We start from the raw sequence: 25,559 nt of genomic DNA, 5'->3' as shown, positions 1-25,559 counted from the left end.
CGTCGTCCGTCCGGGTTACCGTTTGACCCCGTGCGCACACACATCGTTTGGGACTGGAACGGCACCCTCTTCCACGACATGGAAGCGGTGCTCGCGGCGAGCAACGCCGCGTTCGCGACCATCGGCGTCGGGCCGATGAGCCTGCAGGAGTACCGCGAGCAGTACGAGATCCCGATCCCCCGGTTCTACCAGCGGCTGCTCGGCCGGGAGCCCTCCGCGGAGGAGTGGCTGAAGCTGGACGACGCCTTCCACGCCCGCTACCGCGAACTGAGTACGGCCTGCGGGCTGACGGAGGGCGCGCGCGAGCTGATGGACGGCTGGAGGGCGGCCGGGCACAGCCAGTCCCTGCTGTCGATGTACGTGCACGACAAGCTGGTCCCGCTGGTCGACACCTTCGGCCTGACCGGCTACTTCCTGCGGGTGGACGGCCGGAGCGGGCCGGCCGGCGGGCAGAAGGCGGAGCACCTGGTCCGCCACCTGGCGGCGCTCGGCGAGCAGGTGGATCCGGCCCGTACGGTGCTGATCGGCGACGCGGCGGACGACGCCCTGGCGGCGCTGGCCGCGGGCGCCCACGCGGTGCTCTACACCGGCGGCTCGCACGCGCGGGCGAAGCTGGAGCCGGTCGGCGTCCCGGTGGTGGACAGCCTGGCCGAGGCGGTCGAGCTGGCGGGCCGGATGGTGGGCTGAGCCACTGAGCCGCTGAGCGCCCTCGCGGCGCCGGCCGTCCCGGCGCGCCCCCGCCGCCGAGCCGGCCGTCCCGCCGCGCCCCGCCGCCGAGCCGGCCGCCGACGTGGCGGGCGCCACGTCCGCCGTTGGCGTGTCCGGGCGGGCGGATCCGCCCCGCCGTGGTCAGGCTGGACTGACACCAGCAGAGCCAGCAGGACGGAGCCGCCATGCCCATCGACGCAGTCACCGAGGTGCCGACCCCGGTCAACGAGCCGGTGCGGTCGTACGCGCCCGGCAGCCCGGAGCGCGAGCGGCTGGTCCGGAGGCTGGACGAGCTGGCCGCCGAGCAGGTCCCGCTGCCGATGACCATCGGCGGGGAGCAGCGCTTCGGCGGCGGCGAGCGGATCGACGTCGTCCAGCCGCACCACCACGCGGCCAAGCTGGGCGTGCTCGGCAACGCCACCAGGGAGGACGCCAGGGCGGCGGTGGACGCGGCGCTGGCGGCCGGTCGGCAGTGGCGCTCGCTGTCCTTCGACGACCGGGCGGCGGTCTTCCTGCGCGCCGCCGACCTGCTGGCCGGGCCGTGGCGGGAGACGCTCAACGCGGCCACCATGCTCGGCCAGTCCAAGACGGTGCAGCAGGCCGAGATCGACTCCGCCTGCGAGCTGATCGACTTCTGGCGGTTCAACGTCCACTTCGCCCGGCGGATCCTGGCCGACCAGCCGGTCTCCTCCCCGGGGGTGTGGAACCGGGTCGACCACCGCCCGCTGGAGGGCTTCGTCTACGCGGTCACCCCGTTCAACTTCACCGCGATCGCCGGCAACCTGCCGACCGCCCCCGCCCTGATGGGCAACACGGTGGTGTGGAAGCCCGCGCCGACCCAGACGCTCGCCGCGTACCACCTGATGCGGCTGCTGGAGGCGGCCGGCCTGCCGCCCGGGGTGATCAACCTGGTCACCGGCGACGGGCTGCAGGTCTCCCCGGTGGCGCTGGCCGACCCGGCGCTGGCCGGGCTGCACTTCACCGGCTCCACGGCCACCTTCCAGTCGCTCTGGCAGACCGTCGGCGTGAACATCGGCGGCTACCGCACCTACCCGCGGATCGTCGGCGAGACCGGTGGCAAGGACTTCCTGCTGGCCCACCCCTCGGCCGACCCGGGGATCCTGAGGACCGCCATGATCCGCGGCGCCTTCGAGTACCAGGGCCAGAAGTGCTCGGCGCTCTCCCGCGCCTACCTGCCGCGCAGCCTCTGGCTGCGGATCAAGGACGACTTCCTGGCCGAGGTGGACGCCCTCACCGTGGGCGACGTCACCGACCTGTCCAACTTCATGGGCGCGCTGATCGACGCCCGGGCCTTCGAGAAGAACCGCACGGCCATCGAGCGGGCCAAGGCCGACCCGACCGTCGAGCTGGCGGCCGGCGGCCAGTACGACGACGCGATCGGCTGGTTCGTGCGCCCGACCGTCCTGGTCTCCTCCGACCACCGGGGCGAGATCTTCCGCACCGAGTACTTCGGCCCCATCCTCGCGATCCACGTCTACGAGGACTCCCGCTGGGAGGACGTGCTGGGCCGGATCGACGCCGGGGCTCCGTACGGCCTGACCGGCTCGGTGATCGCGCAGGATCGTTACGCCATCGCCCAGGCGGTGGAGGAGCTGCGCTTCACCGCCGGGAACTTCTACATCAACGACAAACCGACCGGGGCGGTCGTCGGCCAGCAGCCCTTCGGCGGCTCCCGGGCCTCGGGGACCAACGACAAGGCCGGTGCCGCTCAGAACCTGCTGCGCTGGACCTCGGCCCGCGCCATCAAGGAGACCTTCGTGCCGCCGACCCACCACGGATACCCGCACATGGGCTGAGAGTGAACATCACCCTCCGGTTTGGACATGGTGTCCAGGACGGACCCGACATCCTGCGGGTTTGCGCCTCCCTGTCCCTGTGCACCTTCGAATGATCCGGTTAGGCTGGCTGGCGTCGTCGGGTGGCTTGCAGGACGAATGAGGCGTCCTACCCGCTGGGAGGGCGCTTCATGCGTGCCATGAGCCCCTTTCAGTCGGATGGTGCGGCAGGATTGCGGTGACCCGTCGGTGTACATCCACACACCACCGAGTCACGCAACGGCGCGCGACAGGAGCCAAGAAGTCATGCAGACCAAGCTGGACGCAGCCAAGGCCGAACTGCTCAAGAAGGCAGCCGCAGCCGCTGAGAACAGCCAGGTAGGGGGAGCGGCGCCGGGGGAGGGTCTGAGCAACGGTGCTCTGACCGCGTACCTGCACCACTACTACCTCCACACCGCGCCCGAGGACCTGGTCGACCTCGACCCGGTCGACGTCTACGGGGCGGCCGCCTCCCACTACCGCCTGGGCCTCAAGCGCCCCCAGGGCACCGCCGAGGTGCGGGTCCACACCCCCTCGGTCGAGGAGAACGGCTGGTCCTGCGGCCACACGGTCGTCGAGGTCGTCACCGACGACATGCCGTTCCTGGTGGACTCCGTCACCAACGAGCTGTCCCGCCAGGACCGCGCGATCCACATCGTCATCCACCCCCAGCTGGTCGTCCGCCGTGACATCACCGGCAAGCTGCTGGAGATCCTGGACGTCGACGCCTGCTCCCGCAGCCAGGCCGCCGGTGCCGAGTGGCCCGCCGACGCCACCGTCGAGTCGTGGATGCACATCGAGATCGACCGCGAGACCGACCGCGAGGACCTGCGCTCGATCGAGACCAACCTGCGCCGCGTGCTCGGCGACGTCCGCGAGGTCGTCGAGGACTGGACCAAGATGCGCGAGAGCGCGCTGCGCCTGGCCGACGAGCTGGCCGAGGAGCACCCGACGGGCCTGCCCGAGCAGGAGGTCGGCGAGGCCTGGGAGCTGATGCGCTGGCTCGCCGACGACCACTTCACCTTCCTCGGCTACCGCGAGTACGACCTGGTCGAGCACGAGGGCGAGGAGGTCCTCAAGGCCGTCGCCGGGACCGGCCTCGGCATCCTGCGCGCCGACCCGCACGGCCACGACGACAGCCACCACGCGGTCTCCGACGCCTTCGGCCGCCTCTCCGCGCCGGTGCGGGCCAAGGCCCACGAGAAGAAGCTCCTCGTCCTGACCAAGGCCAACAGCCGCGCCACCGTGCACCGCCCGGCCTACCTGGACTACGTCGGCGTCAAGAAGTTCAACGCCGCCGGCGAGCCGATCGGCGAGCGCCGCTTCCTCGGTCTGTTCTCCTCCGCCGCCTACACCGAGTCGGTCACCCGCATCCCGGTCGTGCGCCGCAAGGTCCAGGAGGTCCTGGACAGCTCCGGCTTCTCCAGCGAGAGCCACGACGGCCGCGACCTGCTGCAGATCATGGAGACGTTCCCGCGCGACGAGATCTTCCAGACCTCGGCCGCCGAACTGCTCTCCATCGCCACCAGCGTGCTCTACCTGCAGGAGCGCCGTAAGCTGCGCCTCTTCCTGCGCCAGGACGAGTACGGGCGCTACTTCTCCGCCTTCATCTACCTGCCGCGCGACCGCTACACCACGCGCATCCGGCTGCTGCTCACCGACATCCTCAAGGAAGAGCTGAACGGCGCCACCATCGACTACACGGTGTACGCCACCGAGTCGGTGCTGACCCGCCTGCACTTCGTGGTCCGGGTCGCCCCGGGCACCGAACTGCCCCGGCTCACCGACACGGACATCGAGCGGATCGAGAACCGCCTCGCCGAGGCCGCGCGGTTCTGGATGGACGGCTTCCACGAGCAGCTGCACCTCGAACTGGGCGAGGAGAAGGCCGCCGAGCTCGGCCACAAGTACGCCAACGCCTTCCCCGACGGCTACCGCGCCGACTTCCCGCCGCGCACCGCCGTGACCGACATCAAGCAGATCGAGGCGCTGCACGGCGACGGCGACTTCCGCCTGAACCTGTACCAGCCCGTCGGGGCCGGCGACGACGAGCGCCGCTTCAAGATCTACCGGGTCGGCGGCCCGATCTCGCTCACCGAGGTCCTGCCGGTGCTCCAGCGCCTGGGCGTCGAGGTGCTGGACGAGCACCCGTACGCGCTGCGCCGCTCCGACGGCACCACCGCGTGGGTGTACGACTTCGGCCTCAAGCTGCACCAGGCCACCGAGCTCACCGACGAGGCCCGCGAGCGCTTCCAGGACACCTTCGCGGCCACCTGGACGGGCAAGGCCGAGAACGACGGCTTCAACGAGCTGGTGCTGACCGCCGGGCTGACCTGGCGCCAGGCGATGGTGCTCCGCGCGTACGCCAAGTACCTGCGCCAGGCGGGCTCCACGTTCTCCCAGGACTACATGGAGGACGCGCTCCGCAACAACACCCACACCACCCGCCTGCTGGTCAACCTGTTCGAGGCCCGGCTGAGCCCGAGCCACCAGCTGGGTGCCGCCGAGCTGACCGAGGGCATCCTGGAGGAGCTGGCCGGCGCGCTCGACGAGGTCGTCTCGCTGGACGAGGACCGCATCCTGCGCTCCTTCCTCCACCTCATCAAGGCGACCCTGCGGACCAACTTCTTCCAGCACGACGCCTCCGGCGAGTGGCACTCCTACGTGTCGATGAAGTTCGACCCGAAGGCCATCCCGGACCTGCCGGCCCCGCGCCCGGCGTTCGAGATCTGGGTGTACTCGCCGCAGGTCGAGGGCGTGCACCTGCGCTTCGGCAAGGTCGCCCGCGGCGGTCTGCGCTGGTCCGACCGGCGCGAGGACTTCCGCACCGAGATCCTCGGCCTGGTCAAGGCCCAGATGGTCAAGAACACCGTGATCGTCCCGGTCGGTGCCAAGGGCGGCTTCGTCGCCAAGCAGCTGCCGGATCCGTCGGTGGACCGCGACGCCTGGCTGGCGGAGGGCATCGCGTCCTACAAGACCTTCATCTCGGCGCTGCTGGACATCACCGACAACCTGGTGGCCGGCGCGGTCGTCCACCCCGCCGACGTGGTCCGCCACGACGAGGACGACACCTACCTGGTCGTCGCCGCCGACAAGGGCACCGCGACCTTCTCCGACATCGCCAACGGGGTCGCCGAGTCGTACGGCTTCTGGCTGGGCGACGCCTTCGCCTCCGGCGGCTCGGCCGGCTACGACCACAAGGGCATGGGCATCACCGCCCGCGGCGCCTGGGAGTCGGTCAAGCGCAACTTCCGCGAGCTCGGCGTCGACACCCAGACCGAGGACTTCACCGTCATCGGCATCGGCGACATGTCCGGAGACGTCTTCGGCAACGGCATGCTGCTCAGCGAGCACATCCGGCTGGTCGCCGCGTTCGACCACCGCCACATCTTCCTCGACCCGAACCCGGACGCGGCGGTCTCCTACGCCGAGCGCCGCCGCCTCTTCGAGCTGCCCCGCAGCTCCTGGGACGACTACGACAAGTCGCTGATCTCGGCCGGCGGCGGGGTCTTCCCCCGCAGCGCAAAGTCGATCCAGCTCAGCGCACAGGTGCGGGCCGCCCTGGGCGTCCAGGAGAGCCGGCTGACCCCGGCCGAGCTGATGAAGGCGATCCTCCAGGCGCCGGTCGACCTGTTCTGGAACGGCGGCATCGGCACCTACGTCAAGGCCTCCGGCGAGACCAACGCCGAGGTCGGCGACAAGGCCAACGACGCCATCCGCGTCAACGGCGAGCAGGTCCGCGCCCGGGTCATCGGCGAGGGCGGCAACCTCGGCTGCACCCAGCTCGGCCGCATCGAGTACGCCGCCTCCGGCGGCCCCGAGGGCACCGGCGGCTGGATCAACACCGACGCCATCGACAACTCGGCCGGCGTGGACACCTCGGACCACGAGGTCAACATCAAGATCCTGCTCAACCAGGTCGTCGCCGAGGGCGACATGACGGTCAAGCAGCGCAACACCCTGCTCGCTGAGATGACCGACGAGGTCGGCCGCCTGGTGCTGCGCAACAACTACGCACAGAACGTGGTGCTGGCCAACGCCGTCGCCCAGGCGCACAGCATGGTCAACGTCCACGCGCGGATGATCAACCGCTTCGAGGCGGCCGGCCGGCTCGACCGGGCCCTGGAGTTCCTGCCCACCGAGCGGCAGATCCGCGAGCGCCAGCAGAACGGCCGCGGGCTCTCCCAGCCCGAGATGTCCGTCCTGCTCGCCTACACCAAGATCATCCTGGCCGACGAGCTGCTCGCCACCGACCTGCCGGACGACCCGTACTTCCGCACCGCGCTGCACGAGTACTTCCCGAGTGCGCTGCGGGCGAAGTTCCCGGACGCGATCGACAACCACGCGCTGCGCCGCGAGATCATCACCACGCTGATCGTCAACGACACGATCAACCGCGGTGGCTGCACCTTCGCCTTCCGCCTGAAGGAGGAGACCGGCGCGACGTACGAGGAGATCGCCCGGACGCACGCCGCCGCGCGGGCCGTCTTCGGCCTGGAGCAGATCTGGGACGAGATCGAGGGCCTGGACAACAAGGTCCCGGCCCGGACCCAGACCAAGATGCGGCTGCACTCGCGCCGCCTGGTCGAGCGCGCCACCCGGTGGATGCTCAACAACCGCCGCCAGCCGCTCGACATCGCCGGCACCATCGAGTTCTTCCACGACCGGGTCAACCAGGTCTGGGGCTCGCTGCCCAAGCCGCTGCGCGGCGAGGACCTGGCCTGGTTCGAGTCCGTCCACAACGAGCTCGTCTCCGCCGGCGTGCCGGAGGACCTGGCCACCCGGATCGCCGGTCTGTCCTCGGTCTTCCCGACCCTGGACATCACCGAGGTCGCGGACCGCTCGGGCAAGGACGTCGCCGAGGTCGCCGAGCTCTACTACGACCTGGGCGACCGCCTCCAGATCTCGCACCTGCTCGACCGCATCATCGACCTGCCCCGCACCGACCGCTGGTCGTCGATGGCCCGGGCCGCGATCCGCGAGGACCTCTTCGCGGCGCACGCGGCGCTGACCGCCGACATCCTCGCCTGCGGTCCCGAGGGCGCCACCCCCGAGGAGCGCTACAACGCCTGGGCGGAGCTCAACTCCACCCTGCTGAACCGCGCCAAGGCGACCCTCGACGACATAAGGGGTTCGGACAACTACGAGCTGTCCAGCCTCTCCGTCGCGATGCGCGTCATCCGCACCCTGCTCCGCACCGGCTCGATGCGCTGACGGACGGCTGTCAGGAAGGGGCCCGCGTCCTCGGACGCGGGCCCCTTCCGCGTCCCGGTGGCGGCCCGGACGGAGCCCGGACCCGGGCCCGCGCCGCAGGGGCGGCCCCGGCCCGGGCGGGTCCGCCCTCCGGTCGCGGACCCCGCCCTACCGGGCGGCCGCGCGCTGGAGGGCGCTGGCGAGGAGGGCGAGGTCGGTGGGGCCGTTGCCCAGCTCGCGGACCGGGCGGCGGGCGGGCGGGGCGCCGAGCTGGAGGGGGTCTATCGCGACGACGGTGGGCCGCAGGGTCGCGGTGCGCGGGATGCGGCCGCTGATCCGGGCGGTCTGGAAGGCCGTCACGCCGCCGTCGGGGCGGCGCAGGTAGCCGCGACCGGGGGTGTCCTCGGGAAGGGCGGCCGCGTCACCCAGGTGGATCAGCAGGTCGGAGTCGGCCGGGTCCTCGGTGCGCAGGGCGATCCGGAGCAGGGCGGCCTCGTCGACCTCGGTGCCCGCGCTCTCCTCCGGACGGCCGGTGGCGACCGCGAGGTGGATGCCCAGCGGTCCGCCGCGCCGGGCGACGGCGGCGAGCGCCCGGGCCAGCGGGCGGCCGGCCGGGGAGGTGGGGGAGAGCAGGGCGTCGTAGTCGTCGACGACGACGACCAGCCGGGCCGGGGCGGGGTCGGACCCGGTGGGGGCGGCGGGCCGGGGGTCGGAGGCGCCGCGCGGCGGGATGATCCGCGGGCCGCCGGTCGGGCCGGCGCCGACCGTGGCGGGCACCGGGACCTGCGGCCGGTCCGCGCCCAGGCCCTGGGCCTCCAGGCCCTGCCCGTCCAGGCTGTGCCCGTCCAGGATGCGGGCCGCGTGCCAGGAGGCGAAGTCCAGCCCGTCGAAGAGCCGCTCGCGCAGGGCGAGTTCGTCCTCCAGCGCCTCCGCCGCGAGCAGCGCGGCGCGCGGGTCGGCGGCGGCGTTGACCCGTCCGATGACGTGCGGCAGCTCGGTGCAGCCGTCCAGCCCGTCCTGGCCGTCCGCGCCGTCCCGGCCCTCGATGAGGGTGACGGTCAGGCGCTCGGGCCGCTCGGAGACGGCGAGCGAGGCGACCAGGGTGCGCAGCAGCTCCGTCTTGCCGGAGCCGCGCGTGCCACCGATGAGCAGGTGCGGGCCGCCCGGGTCGGGGGAGGGGAGGGAGAGCTCCGGGTCGGCCAGGTCGAGGGTGCACAGCTCGTCGCGGGTGGTGCCGAGCAGTGCGGTGGCCGCGCCGATGCCTCCGGCGTGGGCGGCCCACCGCGCGGACAGCTTGGCCGGGGTGACGGTGTCGAGCTGGAGCAGGTCGAGCAGCCGCAGCGCGTCCGGCAGCGGTCCCCGGGCGGTCGGCGCCGCCTCGCGCAGCGGGGCGAGGGCGCGGGCCAGCCGTTCGGCCCAGACGTCCGAGACGGCGTCCAGCGAGACCTCGTGCAGGGTCTCCCGGCCGCGGGCGACCGGGCGGTCGATGGAGAGGTGGGTGCCGACCTCGCCGGTGATCAGCGCGGTGGCGCCGAGGCCGCGGGGCAGCAGTTCGGGCTGCTCGGCGAGGCAGAGCGGGAAGATGCCGACCGCCGGGCCCTGGCGCAGCAGCAGGTCGAGTGCCTGGCGGGCGCTCTCGGTGGCCGGGCGGCCGTCCACCACGACGACGGTGGCGGGGTGGCCGCCGACGCCGCTCGGGCCGCTGAGCCGGGCGGTGAGTTCGGCGAGCCGGGCGGTGGCCTGCTCGTCGTCGAGGCCGAGCAGCAGCCGGCAGTCCTGGCCGTCGGCGGGGCGCAGGTGGGGCAGCCACAGGGCCCAGGCCCAGGTGTCGACGCGCTCCTCGGGGGCGCGGCCCGGGTCGGCGTCGACCACGACCAGGCTCAGCCCGCTCGGCGGGTGCAGGGCGGCGAGCTGGGCGACGACGGCCCGGGTGAGCGCGTCCAGGCGTTCGCGGGGGCCGCTGAGGCCGAGGCTGCCGGCGGTCTGCAGGTCGAGGGTGACCGGGACGGCGGGGAGCACGGTGCCGGGCGCCGTTCCGGGGCCGCCGGGGCGGTCGGCGGTGCCCAGCCGCAGGGTGAGCGCGTCAGGGTGGCCGGGGCCGCGTTCCCAGAGCCGGGGGCCCGGGCCGAGGGCGTTGAGCAGCACGGTGGCGAGGTCGGGCCAGCGATCCCGCTGGGCGGCGGCCTGGCGCAGCCGTACCGCGGTGTGGTGGCGTTCGGCGCTCTCCTCGGGCGGTTCGGCGGCGCGGCCGGGCAGCAGCGAGAACAGGCCGCGGCCGCGGGCCTGGGCGGGCTCGGGAGCGGTGGGCGGCTCGACGACGGGCGGCGCGGGGCGGACCGGGCCGGGGGCGGCGAGCTGGAGGTGGCCGTGGCCGTCGGGCAGGGCGGCGCGGACGGGCTCGCCGGCCGGGTCGAGGAGCTGCAGGGTGGACTCGCCGATCCGCAGCAGGGCGCCCGGATCCAGCGGGACGGCGGCCTCGACCGGGCCGGGCGGGACGATCCGGCCGTCCAGGGTGGTGCCGTTGGTGGAGCCGAGGTCCCGGACGGCGATCCGGCCGTCCTCGCCGAGGTGCAGGGCCAGGTGCAGCCGGGAGACGTCCGGATCGTCGAGCGGGACGTCGGCCTCGCCGGAGCGGCCGATCCGGATCTCCCGGCCGTGCAGCCGGTGCACGCCGCCGGCGTCCGGACCGCCGACCACCCGCAGCTCGGCGGCGGCGGGGGTGTCGTCGGCGTCGTCGGCGGTCGGGTCGGGCTCGTTGAGGCTGAGGACGGCGCCGTCGAGCAGCGGGGGGTGGCCGAGCAGGGTGTGTTCGTCCACCCGGTGCGCCCCGGCGTAGAGGTGCACGTGGGTGGCGGCCCGCGGCCCGCGCACGCCCACGGCACCGGCGAGCGCGCCCGCGATGGCGCCGAGCGCGGTGCCGACGGGCGCGGTGACCAGCACGTCCACGTAGGGGATGGCGGAGCCGGCGGCGGCCGGGCCGCTGCGCGGTCGGAGGACGGTCAGCCGGATCTGCATCTCGCCCGCGGGTCCCTTCTGCTGGTGTGATGCCTGGTACCGCTGCCGGTGCCGTCGCGCTCGCGCCGGGCGGTCGCGGCGACCCTTTGGGCCACACGAGTGGCGAGTGTCCATCCTGCCATCCGGCGCGGACAGTCCGCGCACGGTACCGGATTTGACGATCTTGCGATCATCGCCATGGTGGAGGCGACGGAGAGTCAGGTCAACCGCCGCCGTGGCGGCGCCGCCGCGGACCCCGCCGAGCGGCTCCGACCAGCCCCTCGGGGCGGCTCCGACCTGCTGCTCGGGGCGGCTCCGGGCAGTCCCCTAGGGGATGTCCCCCAACCCTGCTCGACGGCCAGCCGGTCACCCCGAAATCCTGAACGGACACCGTTAGAGTGGCCGCAAACACGGGCCCGGCAGGCTCACCGCACCGGCGGAGGAGCGCCCCGCGCGGGCGGCACGGCGAGGAGTGCGACAGGTGCGGCCAGTCGGCAGCAAGTATCTGCTTGAGGAGACCCTGGGCCGGGGCGCCACCGGGACCGTCTGGCGCGGCCAGGTGCGCCCGGACGCCCAGGTGCCGGGCAGCGCGCCCGGGCAGCAGGTGGCGATCAAGGTGCTGCGCGAGGAGCTGGCGGCCGACCCGGACGTCGTGATGCGCTTCCTGCGCGAGCGCTCGCTGCTGCTGCGGCTGACCCACCCGAACATCGTCCGGGTCCGCGACCTGGTGGTCGAGGGCGACCTGCTGGCCCTGGTGATGGACCTCGTCGAGGGCCCGGACCTGGCCCGCTACCTGCGCGCCAACGGCCCGTTCAGCCCGATCGCGGCCGCCCTGCTGATGGCCCAGGTCGCGGACGCCCTCGCGGCCAGCCACGCGGACGGGATCGTCCACCGCGACCTCAAGCCGGCCAACGTGCTGCTCGCCTCCACCCTTGTGGACGGCGTCGAGCGGATGCACCCGATGCTGACCGACTTCGGCATCGCCCGGCTCGCCGACTCCCCGGGCGTCACCCGCACCCACGAGTTCGTCGGCACCCCCGCGTACGTCGCCCCGGAATCCGCCGACGGCCGCCCGCAGACCTCCGCGGTGGACGTCTACGGCGCCGGAATCATGCTGTACGAACTGGTCACCGGCCGCCAGCCGTTCCAGGGCGACAGCGCGCTGGCCGTCCTCCAGGCCCACCTGGCGCAGGAGCCGCAGCGGCCCAGCACGATGCCGGAGCCGCTCTGGACGGTGATCGAGCGCTGCCTGCGCAAGGACCCGGCCCAGCGGCCGAGCGCCACCTCGCTGGCCCGCGCCCTGCGGGTGGTCGCGGCCGGGGTGGGCGTGCACGCCTCCCCGGCGGCGGTGGACGAGGCGCTCGCGGTCGGCGCCCTGCTGCTGCCCGACCCGCAGCCGACCGCCGTCCCCGGCACCGCGCCGGCCGGCCACCCCGTCGCGCCCGGCGCCCCGGCCGGCACCGACGACCGCACCCAGGTGCTGCCGTCCACCCCGGGCACCCCGCAGTACGACCCGGCGGGGGCGACCCGGGTGATGGGCACCCAGCCGCCGCCCGCGCCCCCGTACGGCTCCGACGACCGCACCCGGGTGATGCCGCCCACCGCGGTGCCACCGCCCCCGCCGGCGGTGCCTCCCGCGCCGCAGGAGGAGACGCCGCACCCCTGGCAGACCCAGCTGCGCGCGGCGCGCGACCGCAACCAGCAGACCCAGGTCGGCTACTTCGGACCGGAGGACTTCGAGGACCCGCAGGTCGCCCCGCCGCCCTACCAGGCCGGCCCGGGGGGCCACGGCGGTCCGGGCGCGCCCGGCTACCAGCCGCAGCAGCCGGGCGGCTACCAGCCGGACCAGCGCCGCCAGGGCCCGCCGCCCGGCTACGCCCAGCGCCCGCCGGTCGCCCCGCCGCCCTACCAGGCCGGCCGGCCCGGCCAGGCGGGCCACGGCGGCCAGAACGGCCAGGGCGCCCCCGGTGGGCAGGGCGGGTACCACCGGCCCGCGTCCGGGTACGGCCAGCCGCAGGGCGGCTACCCGCCGCCCCCGCCCGCCCCGGCGCCGCGCCGGACGGAGCCGCCCGCACCGCAGTACCGGGAGGAGCCCCCGCGGCGGCGGGAGGAGCCGCCCGCACCGCCCCGCCGCGAGCCGGCGCCGCCGCGCGAGCGCCGTCCGCGCAGCCGCAACCGGATGTACATCCCGGGCCTCGGCTGCCTCAAGGGCTGCCTGATGGTGCTGCTGGTGCTGGGCGTGGCCGCCGTGGCGCTGTGGAACTTCACCCCGCTGCCGCACTACTGGGACAACGTCGTGGGCTGGTTCGACTCGGCGCGGGACTGGGTGAACCGGGTCGTCGGCACGTAGCGGCGGATCGCCTCCGGGGGCACGGGATTGACGCTTTGTCGACAATTCACGAGATTTCCCGCCCCGGAGTCCCGCCCCGGGGCCCTCAGGCGGCCCGCGCAGGGGGTCGGGGCGCGTAGGTTGGTCGCTGTTGTCCCGCCCCACCGAGCGCGCCCGGACCCCCGGAGCGCTCCCGCGCCGCCCACGGAGCAGCATTGGCACGCAAGATCGGCAGCCGGTACACCGTCCACCAGGTGATCGGCCGGGGTTCGGCCGGGACGGTCTGGCTCGGTGAGGGGCCGGACGGCCCGGTGGCGGTCAAACTGCTGCGCGAGGACCTCGCCGCCGACCAGGTGCTGGTCGGCCGCTTCGTCCAGGAGCGCACCGCGCTGACCAGCCTGGACCACCCCCGGGTGGTCGGTGTGCGCGACATGGTGGTGGACGGCAGCGACCTCGCGCTGGTGATGGAACTGGTCCAGGGCACCGACCTGCGCTCCCGGCTCGAACGGGACGGCGCCCTGCCCCCGCAGACCGCGGCCTCGATCATCGCCGACGTCGCCGACGGCCTGGCCGCCGCGCACGCCGCCGGGATCGTCCACCGTGACGTCAAGCCGGAGAACGTCCTGCTCGACCTCGCCGCCGCCCCTGGCCCCGGTGGCGCCCCGCGCGCCAAGCTCACCGACTTCGGGGTCGCCCGGCTGGTCGACGCCCCGCGCCGGACCCGCGCCACCCGGATCATCGGCACCCCCGACTACCTCGCCCCCGAGATCATCGAGGGCCTGGAGCCGCGCGCCGCCGTCGACATCTACGCGCTCGCCACCGTGCTCTACGAGCTGCTGGCCGGCTTCACCCCGTTCGGCGGCGGCCACACCGGCGCGGTGCTGCGCCGGCACGTCACCGAGCAGGTGCCGCCGATCCCCGGCCTGCCGGACGGGCTGTGGCGGATCATCTCCGAGTGCCTGGCCAAGGCCCCCGCGTCCCGGCTGCGCGCCGCCGAGCTGGCGGCCCGGCTGCGCGAGCAGCTGCCCTCGCTGGCCGGCCTGCCGGCGCTGGCGGTGCCCTCCCAGGGCCGCGCCCCGGCCGAGGAGCAGCTGAGCCCCGGCGAGGCCGTCTACGCCGAGGTCGACGCCGGCCCGGGCGTCCACAAGCGCCGACGCGGCCCCGCCGTCCCGCTGGTGCCCGGCGCCGCCCCGGACTCCACCCGCGACACCCACACCAGCCTGCGCCGCCCCTCGGCCGAGGAGCTGGCCGCGTACGCCGCCGAGTCCCGCGCCCAACGCGCCGCCCCGGGGCACCGCCGGGACCGCCAGGCACTGCTGCGCCGCCGCAGGCTGCTCGCCGTGGTGCTGGCGACCGTCCTGCTGCTGGCGGGCGCCGCCGCGGCCTGGACGGCCTTCGCGGCCACCGAGCCGTCGGGCGGCCACCCGGCCCGCCCGGCCGTCCACGCCACCGCCCCGCGGGCGCCGTAGCCCCGTGGGAACCGGGGGTGTCGTCATGACCACCCCCGGAACCATTACGCTGGGGGCGTGGCAGCCGTCGATCCTTCCGAAGAGCTCAAGAACCTCGATACGACCATGGGGTCGATCGAGGCCGTCCTCGACCTGGACAAGATCCGGGCCGACATCGCGGTCCTGGAGGAGGAGGCAGCCGCCCCCACCCTGTGGGACGACGTCGCGAACGCGCAGAAGGTGACCAGCCGGCTCTCCTTCCTCCAGGGCGAACTGCGCCGGGTCGAGGGCCTGCGCAGCCGCATCGACGACCTGGGAGTGCTGTTCGAGCTGGCCGAGGCCGAGAACGACGCGGACACCCGCGCCGAGGCCGAGTCCGAGCTCGTCGCGCTCCAGAAGGCGGTCGAGGAACTGGAGGTCCGCACCCTCCTGTCCGGCGAGTACGACGCCCGCGAGGCGCTGATCAACATCCGTGCCGAGGCCGGTGGCGTCGACGCCGCCGACTTTGCCGAGCAGCTGATGCGCATGTACCTGCGCTGGGCCGAGCGGCACGGGTACCCCACCGAGGTGTACGACACCTCGTACGCCGAAGAGGCCGGCATCAAGTCCGCGACCTTCACCGTGAAGGCGCCGTACGCCTACGGCACCCTCTCGGTCGAGCAGGGCACCCACCGTCTGGTCCGCATCTCGCCGTTCGACAACCAGGGCCGCCGGCAGACCTCCTTCGCCGGGGTCGAGGTGCTCCCGGTCGTCGAGCAGTCCGACCACGTCGACATCGACGAGGGGGACCTGCGGGTGGACGTCTACCGCGCCTCCGGCCCCGGCGGCCAGGGCGTCAACACCACCGACTCGGCGGTGCGCATCACCCACATCCCGACCGGCATCGTGGTCTCCTGCCAGAACGAGCGCTCGCAGATCCAGAACAAGGCGTCCGCGATGAACGTCCTCCAGGCGAAGCTGCTCGAGCGGCGCCGCCAGGAGGAGAAGGCGGCGATGGACGCGCTGAAGGACAGCGGCAGCTCCTGGGGCAACCAGATGCGCTCCTACGTGCTGCACCCGTACCAGATGGTCAAGGACGTCCGCACCGCGTACGAGGCCGGCAACCCGCAGGCCGTGCTGGACGGCGACATCGACGGCTTCATCGAGGCGGGGATCCGCTGGCGCAAGCAGCGCGAGACCAGCGCGGAGTAAGCGACCGGACACGCACGGAGAAGGCCCCCGACCAGAGCGGTCGGGGGCCTTCGCCGTTCCCGGCGGACCGGGCTCGGGCCTCTAGGCCAGCGCCTGCCGTGCGATCAGAGCCACCGCGAGCAGGCCGGCCAGCAGGGCCAGCAGCATCGCGGGGGAGAGCGCGGCGAACGGCCCCTGCTGCTCCTGCAGCCGGGCCCGGTTGGCGCGGCACACCGGGCAACGCCCGTCGCTGACGCGGCCGTTGCAGTTGGCGCACACCAGATGGTCGCACGTCATGCGATCTCCTCCTCGCTGCTACAGCCAACGCACCGGACGGGGCTTTGGTTCCCTTTCCTGCCCTGTACGGGGGAGCGGCCGAACGCGGTCGCCTCCTCCACTCTGCCAGGTTCTGGCGGTTCCGGCTCCCGGGCTGTGAGATGGCTCGCAATATTCGGGGCATAACCGGACATTGTCCCCCAGGTTCCGACCGGCGTCCTGGGCCGACCCTGCGGGCCGGTCGCCGGTTCGCGTATGGTCCCAGACCGGGAGCGGCCCTCCGCGCTCCCTTCGCCCGCCCCCGGACCGGGCCTCCGGGGTGGACCGACCGAGGACTGGCGCCGCCTAGGATGGCCTCCGTGATGCAGCCGTGATCAGATTCGACAACGTCTCCAAGACCTATCCCAAGCAGAACCGTCCCGCCCTGGACAACGTCTCGCTGGAGATCGAGAAGGGTGAGTTCGTCTTCCTGGTCGGCTCGTCCGGCTCGGGGAAGTCCACCTTCCTGCGCCTGTGCCTGCGCGAGGAGCGCCCGAGCACCGGTTCGGTGCACGTGCTGGGCAAGGACCTCGGCAAGCTGTCCAACTGGAAGGTGCCGCACATGCGCCGCCAGCTGGGCACCGTCTTCCAGGACTTCCGCCTGCTGCCGAACAAGACGGTCTCGCAGAACGTCGCCTTCGCCCTCGAGGTGATCGGCAAGCCGAAGAGCGCCATCGCCAAGGTGGTGCCCGAGGTGCTGGAGCTGGTCGGCCTCGGCGGCAAGGAGGACCGCATGCCGGGCGAGCTGTCCGGTGGTGAGCAGCAGCGCGTGGCGATCGCCCGGGCCTTCGTGAACCGTCCGATGCTGCTCATCGCGGACGAGCCCACCGGCAACCTCGACCCGCAGAACTCGGTCGGCATCATGAAGCTGCTCGACCGCATCAACCGCACCGGCACCACGGTGCTGATGGCGACCCACGACCAGGCCATCGTCGACCAGATGCGCAAGCGGGTCATCGAGCTCGACAAGGGGCTGCTCGTCCGCGACCAGGCCCGCGGCGTCTACGGGTACCAGCACTGACCCACCAGCGCTGACCCGTGGGGCCGCCGGCCCGACCCGCCAGACCGAGCAGTACCGACCCTGGAGTTGTTTCCCGCATGCGTGCCCAGTTCGTCCTGTCGGAGATCGGTGTGGGTCTCCGACGCAACCTGACCATGACCATCGCGGTCGTGGTCAGTGTCGCGCTCTCCCTCGCCCTCGCCGGTTCCTCGCTCCTGGTCCGCGACCAGGTGAACTCCATGAAGGGGTACTGGTACGACAAGGTCGAGGTGAGCATCTACTTCTGCACCAAGGCGGACGCCCGCAACTCGCCGCAGTGCGACAAGGGCGCGGCCACCGACCAGCAGGTCCAGGACATCAAGGACCAGCTGGACAAGATGAGTTCGGTGGTCCAGTCCTCGACGTACGAGAGCTCCGCGGACGCGTACAAGCACTGGAAGGAGATGAACCCGGACAACCCGCTCATCTCCGTGCTCGGCGCCGACGCGATGCCGCAGTCCTGGCGGGTCAAGCTCAACGACCCGACCAAGTACGACGTCATCCAGAGCGCCTTCGCGGGGAAGCCCGGCGTCAAGTCGGTGGAGGACCAGCGGAAGATCCTGGAGAACCTGTTCGGCCTGCTCAACGGCCTCCAGACGGCAGCCTTCGTGATCATGGTGCTGATGCTCTTCGTCGCGTTGCTGCTGATCGTCAACACCGTCCGGGTCTCGGCGTTCAGCAGGCGGCGCGAGACCGGCATCATGCGCCTGGTCGGTGCCTCGAACTTCTACGTCCAGATGCCGTTCATCGCCGAGGCCGCGTTCGCCGCGCTGCTCGGCGCGGTGATGGCCTCGGGACTGCTGCTCGGCGGGCACTTCTTCGTCCAGCACTGGCTGGCCGACCGGGTGCAGTTCATCCACTTCATCGGCCTCAGCTCGGTGCTCGCGGTGATCCCGCTGCTGATCGTGGTGGGCATGGGCATGGCCGGCATCGCGGCGTTCTTCACCCTGCGCAAGTACCTCAAGGTCTGATCCCCGGCGGATCCTTCGGCCCCGCACGGCACTGCGCCGTCCGGGGCCGTCGCCGTTCCCGGTCCGCCGTTCCGGCCCGCCGCGCGCGGGGCTGTGTCTACACTCCGGTGGCATGCTGCAAACTCCGCGCAGGGCACGTCAGGTGGCCGCTCTCAGCCTGGTGTTCGGTGCCGTGCTGATCGCCGGCGCCGCCACCGGAGCCTGGGGCGACCCGAGCGCGCCCCCGCACCGGGCCTCCGCCGACCTCGCCCCGGCCGGGCCCGCCGGGCTCCCCGCGGACCCGGCCGGCGCCGCGCTGTCCGAGCAGCAGGCCGAGCACCTGCTCGCGGCCGGCGGCGACCGCTGGGGCGCGTACTACAGCGCCCAGGAGTACGCCGAGTTCAGCCAGGGCCTGGACGGCCGCTACCCGGGCGTCGGCCTCTCGGTCGGCCGGGGCGAGGACGGCGTCACCGAGGTGTCCCAGGTCACCCCGTCCGGACCGGCCGCCGAGGCCGGGATCGCCCCCGGCGACCGGCTGCTGCGGATCGACGGGGACCAGGCCGACCGCCTGCCCGTCACCGAGGTGGTCGCCCGGCTGCGCGGGCAGGGCGGCGAACGCAGGGCCGGCTCCGAGGTGACCCTGGCCGTCCGGCGGGGCGACGGGCAGGAGCGCGAACTGCGGCTGCGGCGCGTGCTGCTGGACAGCCAGCAGGTCACCGCCGAACGCCTGGACAAGGGGAACCTGCGGATCACCGTCCGGGCCTTCACCAGCGGCGTGGCCGAGCAGGTGCGGAACGCGCTGCGCACCCCGCACACCGGCGTGGTGCTCGATCTGCGCGGCAACTCCGGCGGGTTGGTGGACGAGGCGGTCGGCACCGCCGGGATCTTCCTGGACGGCGGCGCCGTCGGCTCGTACCAGGAACGCGGCGGCAAGCGGGAGTTGACCGCGCCGCCGGGCGGGGACCAGCGCACCCCGCTGGTGGTGCTGGTGGACGGCGGCACGATGAGCGCCGCCGAGCTGCTCGCCGGCGCCCTCCAGGACCGCAGCCGGGCCGTGGTGGTGGGCTCCCGGACCTTCGGCAAGGGCACCGTCCAGCAGCCCAGCAGGCTCGCCGACGGCGCCGTGCTGGAGATGACCGTCGGCCGCTACTACACGCCGGCCGGCCGCTCGCTGGACGGCACCGGTCTCACCCCGGACGTCCCGGCCGCCGCCGGCCAGGACGCGGACGCGCTCGCCCAGCGCGTCCTCGCCGGGCTCGGCACCCGGGCCTAGCGCACCGGGCCCGGCGCCCGGGCCCTGGCGCACCGGGTGCCCGCGCCGGAACGCCCGCTCCCGCGCCGGACCGGGGGTGCCCGGACCTAAAGCAGCTGCCCGACGGGCCGCCGGGGTGCGAGAATGACCGCGCTATGGCAAAGGAAACCGGACAGAAGCTGATCGCGCAGAACAAGAAGGCGCGACACGAGTACACGATCCTCGACACCTACGAGTGCGGCCTCGTGCTCACCGGCACCGAGGTGAAGTCACTGCGCGAGGGGCGGGCCAACCTGGTCGACGGCTACGCCTACATCCAGAACCACGAGGCGTGGATCGACAACGTCTTCATCCCCGAGTACACCCAGGGGACGTGGACCAACCACGCGGCCCGGCGCAAGCGCAAGCTGCTGCTGCACAAGCTGGAGATCCGCAAGATCGAGACCAAGGTCCGGGACGCCGGCCACACCCTGGTCCCGCTCTCGCTGTACTTCAAGGACGGCCGGGTGAAGCTCGAGCTGGCACTCGCGGTCGGCAAGAAGTTGTACGACAAGCGCCAGACGCTCCGCGAGAAGCAGGACACCCGCGAGGCGGCCCGCGCGGTGGCGGCGGCCCGGCGGCGCCAGCGTTAATCCGCTGGACCCTCGCCCGTCGCCTCGCGTACTATGGCGCAAGCACCACGGACGGTCACCGTCCGAGCTGTTTCTCAAAAAAACATGGGGATGATCGGTTTCGACAGGGGATGTTGAAACAGGGGAAGCGAGCCGAGGAACGCGGCAATGATCTCGTTAACCACGTGTCGCAAAAAAATAATCGCCAACTCTAAGCGCGATTCCCAGCAGTTCGCTCTCGCTGCCTAATTAGCAGCGACAGCGCTTGGGTGTCAGACCGGGGAGTTCCCGACCCGGACCCTGGCATAATCTAGGGAACTCAACCGTCCGCCCGGGCTGCGAGGGCGGATGGGAAATCAAACAGCAGCTGGGCCTGTTGGCGGCTTGTCCGCGTGACCGCCAGGGCCGAGAAAAGCACAGCGGACTGCGCTCGGAGAAGCCCTGAATTGACTCCACTGGACCCGGGTTCGATTCCCGGCATCTCCACCACCCCATGTTCACACCGAAGGCCGTCCACCGCTCCGAGCGGGGGGCGGCCTTCGGGTTTTCCGCGATCCCGGTGAGGCGCGGGCGCGCGCCCGGGCGTAGGATCATCCGTCCGCTCGTTTTCCGGAGCCGGATTCCGTCGCAACCCCCGAGGCCATGCAGAGCAACACGGACACCACCCCCACCGCCGACCACGAGAGCGTCCGCGAGCGCGAGATCGCCGGTGAGCAGCAGCACCTCGACACTGTCTACCACCGGCTGGAGGAGAAGCTCGCCGAGGCCGAGTACATCCTGGAGGACGCCGCCAAGCGGGTCCAGGTCGGCACTCCCGGCGCGCTCGCCGAGCGGGACGCCCAGGTCTACCGGGCCGGGGCCCACCTCCAGCGGCTCAACAGCGAGTTCGAGGACTTCCTGTTCGGCCGGATCGACCTCCAGCGGGCCGACGCCCCGGAGGAGCACGGCATCCCCTCCAACACCCCGCTCGACCCGGCCGACCCGGCCGTCGCCGAAACCCTCCACATCGGCCGCCTGGGCGTGCTGGACGCGGAGTACGGCCCGCTGGTGATCGACTGGCGGGCCCCCGCCGCCGCGCCGTTCTACCGCGCCACCCCGGTCGAGCCGGGCCGGGTCATCCGCCGCCGGGTGATCCGCTCCAAGGGCCGCAAGGTGATCGGCGTCGAGGACGACCTGCTGCGCCCGGACCTCACCCCCACCCTGGACGGCCGGGAGCTGGCCGTGGTCGGTGACGGCGCGCTGATGGCCTCCCTCGGCCGCGCCCGCAGCCACTCGATGCGCGACATCGTCTCCTCGATCCAGAAGGAGCAGGACGAGGTGATCCGCGCCGCCGCGGCCGGTGCCACCCTCGTCACCGGTGGCCCCGGCACCGGCAAGACCGCCGTGGCCCTGCACCGCGCCGCCTACCTGCTCTACCAGGACCGCCGCCGCTACGCCGGGGGCATCCTGGTGGTCTCGCCGACCCCGCTGCTGGTCTCCTACACCGAGGGCGTGCTGCCCTCGCTCGGCGAGGAGGGGCAGGTCGCCATCCGGGCGGTCGGCTCGCTGGTGGACGGCATCGAGGCGGGGACCTACGACACCCCGGAGGCCACCCGGGTCAAGGGCTCGGCCCGGATGGTCCAGCTGCTGCGCCGGGCCGCCCGGGCGGCGCTGGAGCTGGGCGCCCCGCAGGAGCTCAAGGTGGTCGCCCGCGGCGAGGTGCTGAAGCTGGACGCCGGCCGGCTGAAGGCCGTCCGCGGCAACGTCGTGGGCTCCGGCGGGACCCCGCTGAACCTGCTGCGCCCGCGCGCCCGCCGGCTGCTGCTGGACGCCCTGTGGCAGGAGGCGACCAGGCACCTGCCGAAGCCCGCCGACCACTACGCCCGCGAGCAGCGCCAGGAGGAGAAGGAGTCCTTCGACGACTACGTCTCGGACGAGGCGTCGTTCCTGGACTTCCTGGACGCCTGGTGGCCGGCCCTGACCCCGCGCCGGGTGCTCGGGACGCTCAAGCAGAGCCGCCACACCAACCGGATCGCCCGCCGCGCCGTCACCCCGGACGAGGCCAGGCTGCTGGCGGCCTCCTGGCGTCACCTCTCCCCGGAGGGCGAGGGCGCGCTGTCCGCGCACGACGTGGCGCTGGTGGACGAGCTGCAGGTGCTGCTCGGCGAGCCGGCCCGGCCCAAGGTGCGCGAGGTGGACGCGGTGGACCTGCTCAGCGGGCTGGACGAGGTCACCACCTTCGCCGACCGCAGCGCCCGCCAGCGCGACCGCCAGCCGGTCGAGCGCAAGGAGTACGCCCACGTCATCGTGGACGAGGCGCAGGACCTCACCCCGATGCAGTGGCGGATGATCGGCCGCCGGGCCCGGATGGCCACCTGGACGATCGTGGGCGACCCCGCGCAGTCCTCCTGGCCGTTCCCGCAGGAGGCCCAGGCCGCGCTGGACGAGGTGCTGTCCGGCAAGCCGCGCCGCCGCTTCACGCTGACCGTCAACTACCGCAACCCGGCCGAGATCGCCGAGGTCGCGGCCACGGTGCTGGCGCTGGCCGCGCCGGGCACCCCCTCGCCGAGCGCGGTGCGCCGGGTCGGCGTGGAGCCGCGCTTCGCGGCCGTCACCGACCCGTCGCCGGAGGCCTTCGGCAAGGCGGCCAGGGCGGAGCTGGAGCGGCTGCTGGGCGAGGTGGACGGCACCGTGGCGATCGTGGTCCCGATGGACCGCCGGGCCGAGGCGGCCGGCTGGGCCGAGGGCCTGGGCGAGCGCGTGGTGGCGCTGGGCAGCCTGGAGGCCAAGGGCCTGGAGTACGACGCGACGGTGGTCGCCGACCCGACCGGCATCGCCGGCGAGTCGGAGGCCGGCCTGCGGGTGCTGTACGTGGCGCTGACCCGGGCGACCCAGCGGTTGACCGTGCTGTCCGGCCCGGACGACCTGCCGGACGCGGACGGCGTGCCCGCGCTGCTGCACGGCTGACGCTGGTCCGGGCCGCCCGGTCCGGACCAGCACGAAGGCCCCTCACCGCTGGTGAGGGGCCTTCAGACGTTGGTGACACCGACCCGCCATGCTCGCCTCGCGGCAAGTGGTCCCTCGAAGGGACGAAGGTTGGGCCCGGGGGCTTGGATCGAGCCGGTGTCCCGTCCAATGTAACGCATCGGCCCGGAGAGGCAAGGAGTGGACGCGGGAGACCTCCGACGGGGGCTCCCGATTGTCGGATCCGCACACTCAATGAACGTTATTTCTGGCTACCCCTTGGAAGGTGCGACGATCGAGGTCTAGCATGCGCAGGCGATGCCTTCAACAAAATGTTGAGCCTGCGGGACAGACGGAAGAAGGAAGCGTCGATGGCGACGGTGCCCAGTGTCTCCAACTCGATCACGGTGCGGCTGGAGGTCCCGGCCCGCGGCAACGCGGTCAGCGCGATCACCACGGCCGTGGAGTCCTCCGGTGGATCGGTCACCGGTCTCGACGTCACCGCGTCCGGTCTGGAGGCGCTGCGGATCGACGTGACCGTGGCGGCTTCCTCGGTCGCCCACGGCGAGGAGATCGTCGAGAAGATCCGGGCGATCGACGGCGTGTCGATCGGCAAGGTCTCGGACCGGACCTTCCTGATGCACCTCGGCGGCAAGATCGAGATGTCCTCGAAGCTGCCGATCCGCAACCGTGACGACCTCTCGATGATCTACACCCCGGGCGTCGCCCGGGTCTGCATGGCGATCGCCGAGAACCCCGAGGACGCCCGCCGCCTCACCATCAAGCGCAACAGCGTCGCCGTGGTCACCGACGGCTCCGCCGTGCTGGGCCTGGGCAACATCGGCCCGGCGGCCGCGCTGCCCGTCATGGAGGGCAAGGCGGCCCTGTTCAAGCGCTTCGCCGGGATCGACGCCTGGCCGATCTGCCTGGACACCCAGGACACCGACGAGATCGTCGCCATCGTCAAGGCGATCGCCCCCGGCTTCGCCGGGATCAACCTGGAGGACATCTCCGCGCCGCGCTGCTTCGAGATCGAGGCCCGGCTGCGCGAGGCCCTGGACATCCCGGTCTTCCACGACGACCAGCACGGCACCGCCATCGTCGTGCTGGCCGCCCTCACCAACGCGCTGAAGGTGGTCGGCAAGGAGATCGGCGAGATCCGCGTGGTGATGTCGGGCGCCGGCGCCGCCGGCACCGCGATCCTGAAGCTGCTGATGGCCGCCGGCGTCGAGCACGCCACCGTCGCCGACGTGCACGGCGTGGTCCACCAGGGCCGTGAGGACCTCAACGACAGCCTGCGCTGGATCGCCGAGCACACCAACCGCTCGGGCCGCACCGGGAGCCTCAAGGAGGCCGTGGCGGGCGCCGACGTCTTCATCGGCGTCTCGGCCCCGAACGTGCTGGACGGCGACGACCTGGCCACCATGGCCGAGGACGCCATCGTCTTCGCGCTGGCCAACCCGGACCCGGAGGTCGACCCGAACATCGCCCGTCAGAGCGCCGCCGTGGTCGCCACCGGTCGCAGCGACTTCCCGAACCAGATCAACAACGTGCTGGTCTTCCCGGGCGTCTTCCGCGGCCTCCTGGACGCCCAGAGCCGTACGGTCAACACCGAGATGATGATCGCCGCCGCCCGGGCGCTGGCCACCACCGTCGCCGACGACGAGCTGAACGCCAACTACATCATCCCGAGCGTGTTCCACAAGGACGTCGCCAAGACCGTCGCCGCCGCGGTGCGCGACGCGGCCCTGGCCGGCGCCCAGGAGGACCCGGTCCCGTCCCGCCCGACCCCGGGCATCGTGGGCACCCTCGACACCTCCGCCTTCCCCGTCGTCAAGCTCTGACCGCCCGGCCCGCGGACGCGCCGCCGATCGGTCAAATGCCCGATTAGCGGTCATACCGGCCCAAGCCCGCCCCGAACCCTTGCGACACAAGGGCGAGGGGCGTGTTTGGGCTTGTCGTGCCTAGGGCGTACGGTAGCCCTGCACGGGGCAGGCGTGTCCGACAAGTACGGAACGTCCCCCTGGTCTTCCGGCGAGTCGTCCCGACCGCTGCCCGCTCCCGGTCCGCCGGAGCCGACGGAGTGTCACACCTCCAACGGGCGGGCGTCGTTCGGGTGGCCCGGCCGGGGCCCGATTGGCTTTCTCGGGGCCGGTCGGGGCAGGATTCGTTCCCAGGCGGGCGGGCGGGCCTTCGACGGCTCCGGCGCGCGGCATCGGGTACGGATCCGGCCTGCGACCACGCATTGCCTGCACGAGCACAGTGTGCGGACCTGCGGCCCATCCGGGTGCCCCCCGGTGGGAGCACCGATGGGCCCCCGCACACCGCAAGCGAACAGACCACAGGAGTACACATGAACCGCAGTGAGCTGGTGGCCGCGCTGTCCGAGCGCGCCGAGGTGACCCGCAAGGACGCCGACGCCGTTCTGGCCGCCTTCGCCGAGATCGTCGGCGAGGTCGTCGCCAAGGGCGACGAGAAGGTCACCATCCCCGGTTTCCTGACCTTCGAGCGCACCCACCGCGCTGCCCGCACCGCCCGCAACCCGCAGACCGGCGAGCCGATCCAGATCGCGGCCGGCTACAGCGCCAAGGTGAGCGCCGGCTCCAAGCTCAAGGAAGCCGCCAAGGGCGCCTGAACCACCCCTTGAACGCCCGAGAGGCCGGGCTCCCCGCTGGGGCTGCCTCCCCGACATCCCGAACTGGCAGCACGGCGAGCACGGCCAGCACGGCCAGCACGGCGAACACGGCCAGCACGGCGAACACGGCGAGCACG

At 72.9% G+C, this 25,559-nt stretch carries 15 protein-coding genes and 1 other RNA gene; 14 read left to right on the top strand and 2 right to left on the bottom strand.

The genetic code is table 11. The annotated features are described in order from the left end of the window. Positions 1-30 precede the first annotated feature (30 nt). From ABT247_RS10795 to ABT247_RS10785, 3 genes are all read left to right on the top strand, one after another. Complete coding sequence (locus ABT247_RS10795; RefSeq protein WP_350741112.1) at positions 31-687, top strand: HAD family hydrolase; 657 nt, start codon at positions 31-33, stop codon at positions 685-687. A gap of 212 nt (positions 688-899) precedes the next feature. Beyond that, a complete protein-coding gene (gene pruA, locus ABT247_RS10790) occupies positions 900-2,525 on the top strand; it encodes an L-glutamate gamma-semialdehyde dehydrogenase (RefSeq protein ID WP_350741128.1) in 1,626 nt (541 codons plus the stop codon). A gap of 285 nt (positions 2,526-2,810) precedes the next feature. Further along, positions 2,811-7,757 carry an NAD-glutamate dehydrogenase gene (locus ABT247_RS10785; protein WP_350741110.1) on the top strand — a complete coding sequence of 1,649 codons (4,947 nt, stop codon included), beginning with the start codon at positions 2,811-2,813 and terminating at the stop codon, positions 7,755-7,757. A 147-nt stretch (positions 7,758-7,904) separates the two neighbouring features. On the opposite strand, the gene ABT247_RS10780 is transcribed toward ABT247_RS10785, so the two are convergent. Continuing rightward, complete coding sequence (locus tag ABT247_RS10780) at positions 7,905-10,751, bottom strand: FtsK/SpoIIIE domain-containing protein (protein ID WP_350741108.1); 2,847 nt, start codon at positions 10,749-10,751, stop codon at positions 7,905-7,907. A gap of 460 nt (positions 10,752-11,211) precedes the next feature. Here ABT247_RS10780 and ABT247_RS10775 point away from each other — a divergent pair, with 460 nt between their 5' ends. From ABT247_RS10775 to prfB, 3 genes are all read left to right on the top strand, one after another. After that, positions 11,212-13,080: a serine/threonine-protein kinase gene (locus tag ABT247_RS10775; RefSeq protein WP_350741106.1), complete on the top strand. Its 1,869-nt coding sequence runs from the start codon at positions 11,212-11,214 to the stop codon at positions 13,078-13,080. 194 nt (positions 13,081-13,274) lie between these two features. Beyond that, the gene (locus ABT247_RS10770) at positions 13,275-14,528 is read left to right on the top strand and encodes a serine/threonine-protein kinase (protein WP_350741104.1); all 1,254 of its coding nucleotides are present in this window, start codon (positions 13,275-13,277) and stop codon (positions 14,526-14,528) included. Positions 14,529-14,585: 57 nt separating this feature from the next. Next, positions 14,586-15,698, top strand: coding sequence for a peptide chain release factor 2 (gene prfB, locus ABT247_RS10765; protein ID WP_350741102.1), 1,113 nt, complete (start codon positions 14,586-14,588; stop codon positions 15,696-15,698). Positions 15,699-15,779: 81 nt separating this feature from the next. Here prfB and ABT247_RS10760 read toward each other — a convergent pair whose 3' ends face one another. Next, positions 15,780-15,974 (bottom strand): hypothetical protein, encoded by a 195-nt coding sequence (locus ABT247_RS10760; protein ID WP_030059729.1) that lies wholly within the window; start codon positions 15,972-15,974, stop codon positions 15,780-15,782. A 349-nt stretch (positions 15,975-16,323) separates the two neighbouring features. On the opposite strand from ABT247_RS10760, the gene ftsE reads away from it, so the two are divergent. The 8 genes from ftsE (at position 16,324) to ABT247_RS10720 (ending at position 25,422) form a co-directional block, all read left to right on the top strand. After that, positions 16,324-17,013 (top strand): cell division ATP-binding protein FtsE, encoded by a 690-nt coding sequence (gene ftsE / locus ABT247_RS10755; protein ID WP_350741100.1) that lies wholly within the window; start codon positions 16,324-16,326, stop codon positions 17,011-17,013. Positions 17,014-17,090: 77 nt separating this feature from the next. Next, positions 17,091-18,002 carry a permease-like cell division protein FtsX gene (gene ftsX / locus ABT247_RS10750; protein ID WP_350741098.1) on the top strand — a complete coding sequence of 304 codons (912 nt, stop codon included), beginning with the start codon at positions 17,091-17,093 and terminating at the stop codon, positions 18,000-18,002. Positions 18,003-18,114: 112 nt separating this feature from the next. Continuing rightward, positions 18,115-19,254 carry a S41 family peptidase gene (locus ABT247_RS10745; RefSeq protein WP_350741096.1) on the top strand — a complete coding sequence of 380 codons (1,140 nt, stop codon included), beginning with the start codon at positions 18,115-18,117 and terminating at the stop codon, positions 19,252-19,254. Between the two features lie 134 nt (positions 19,255-19,388). Next, the gene (smpB, locus tag ABT247_RS10740; RefSeq protein ID WP_350741094.1) at positions 19,389-19,865 is read left to right on the top strand and encodes an SsrA-binding protein SmpB; all 477 of its coding nucleotides are present in this window, start codon (positions 19,389-19,391) and stop codon (positions 19,863-19,865) included. Positions 19,866-19,951: 86 nt separating this feature from the next. Beyond that, positions 19,952-20,333, top strand: a transfer-messenger RNA (tmRNA) gene (gene ssrA, locus ABT247_RS10735). A 153-nt stretch (positions 20,334-20,486) separates the two neighbouring features. Further along, entirely contained in the window at positions 20,487-22,790 is a 2,304-nt protein-coding gene (locus tag ABT247_RS10730) for a HelD family protein (RefSeq protein ID WP_350741091.1), read from the top strand. Between the two features lie 368 nt (positions 22,791-23,158). After that, positions 23,159-24,631, top strand: a complete 1,473-nt coding sequence (locus ABT247_RS10725) for an NAD-dependent malic enzyme (protein ID WP_350741089.1) — start codon at positions 23,159-23,161, stop codon at positions 24,629-24,631. A 509-nt stretch (positions 24,632-25,140) separates the two neighbouring features. Continuing rightward, positions 25,141-25,422 carry an HU family DNA-binding protein gene (locus ABT247_RS10720; RefSeq protein WP_030059737.1) on the top strand — a complete coding sequence of 94 codons (282 nt, stop codon included), beginning with the start codon at positions 25,141-25,143 and terminating at the stop codon, positions 25,420-25,422. Positions 25,423-25,559: the final 137 nt, after the last annotated feature.

The organism is Kitasatospora sp. NPDC001539, from assembly GCF_040298565.1.
GTDB lineage: Bacteria > Actinomycetota > Actinomycetes > Streptomycetales > Streptomycetaceae > Kitasatospora.
The sequence above is the reverse complement of the archived record's forward strand: the minus strand, read 5'-3'. Positions and strand labels throughout refer to the sequence as shown.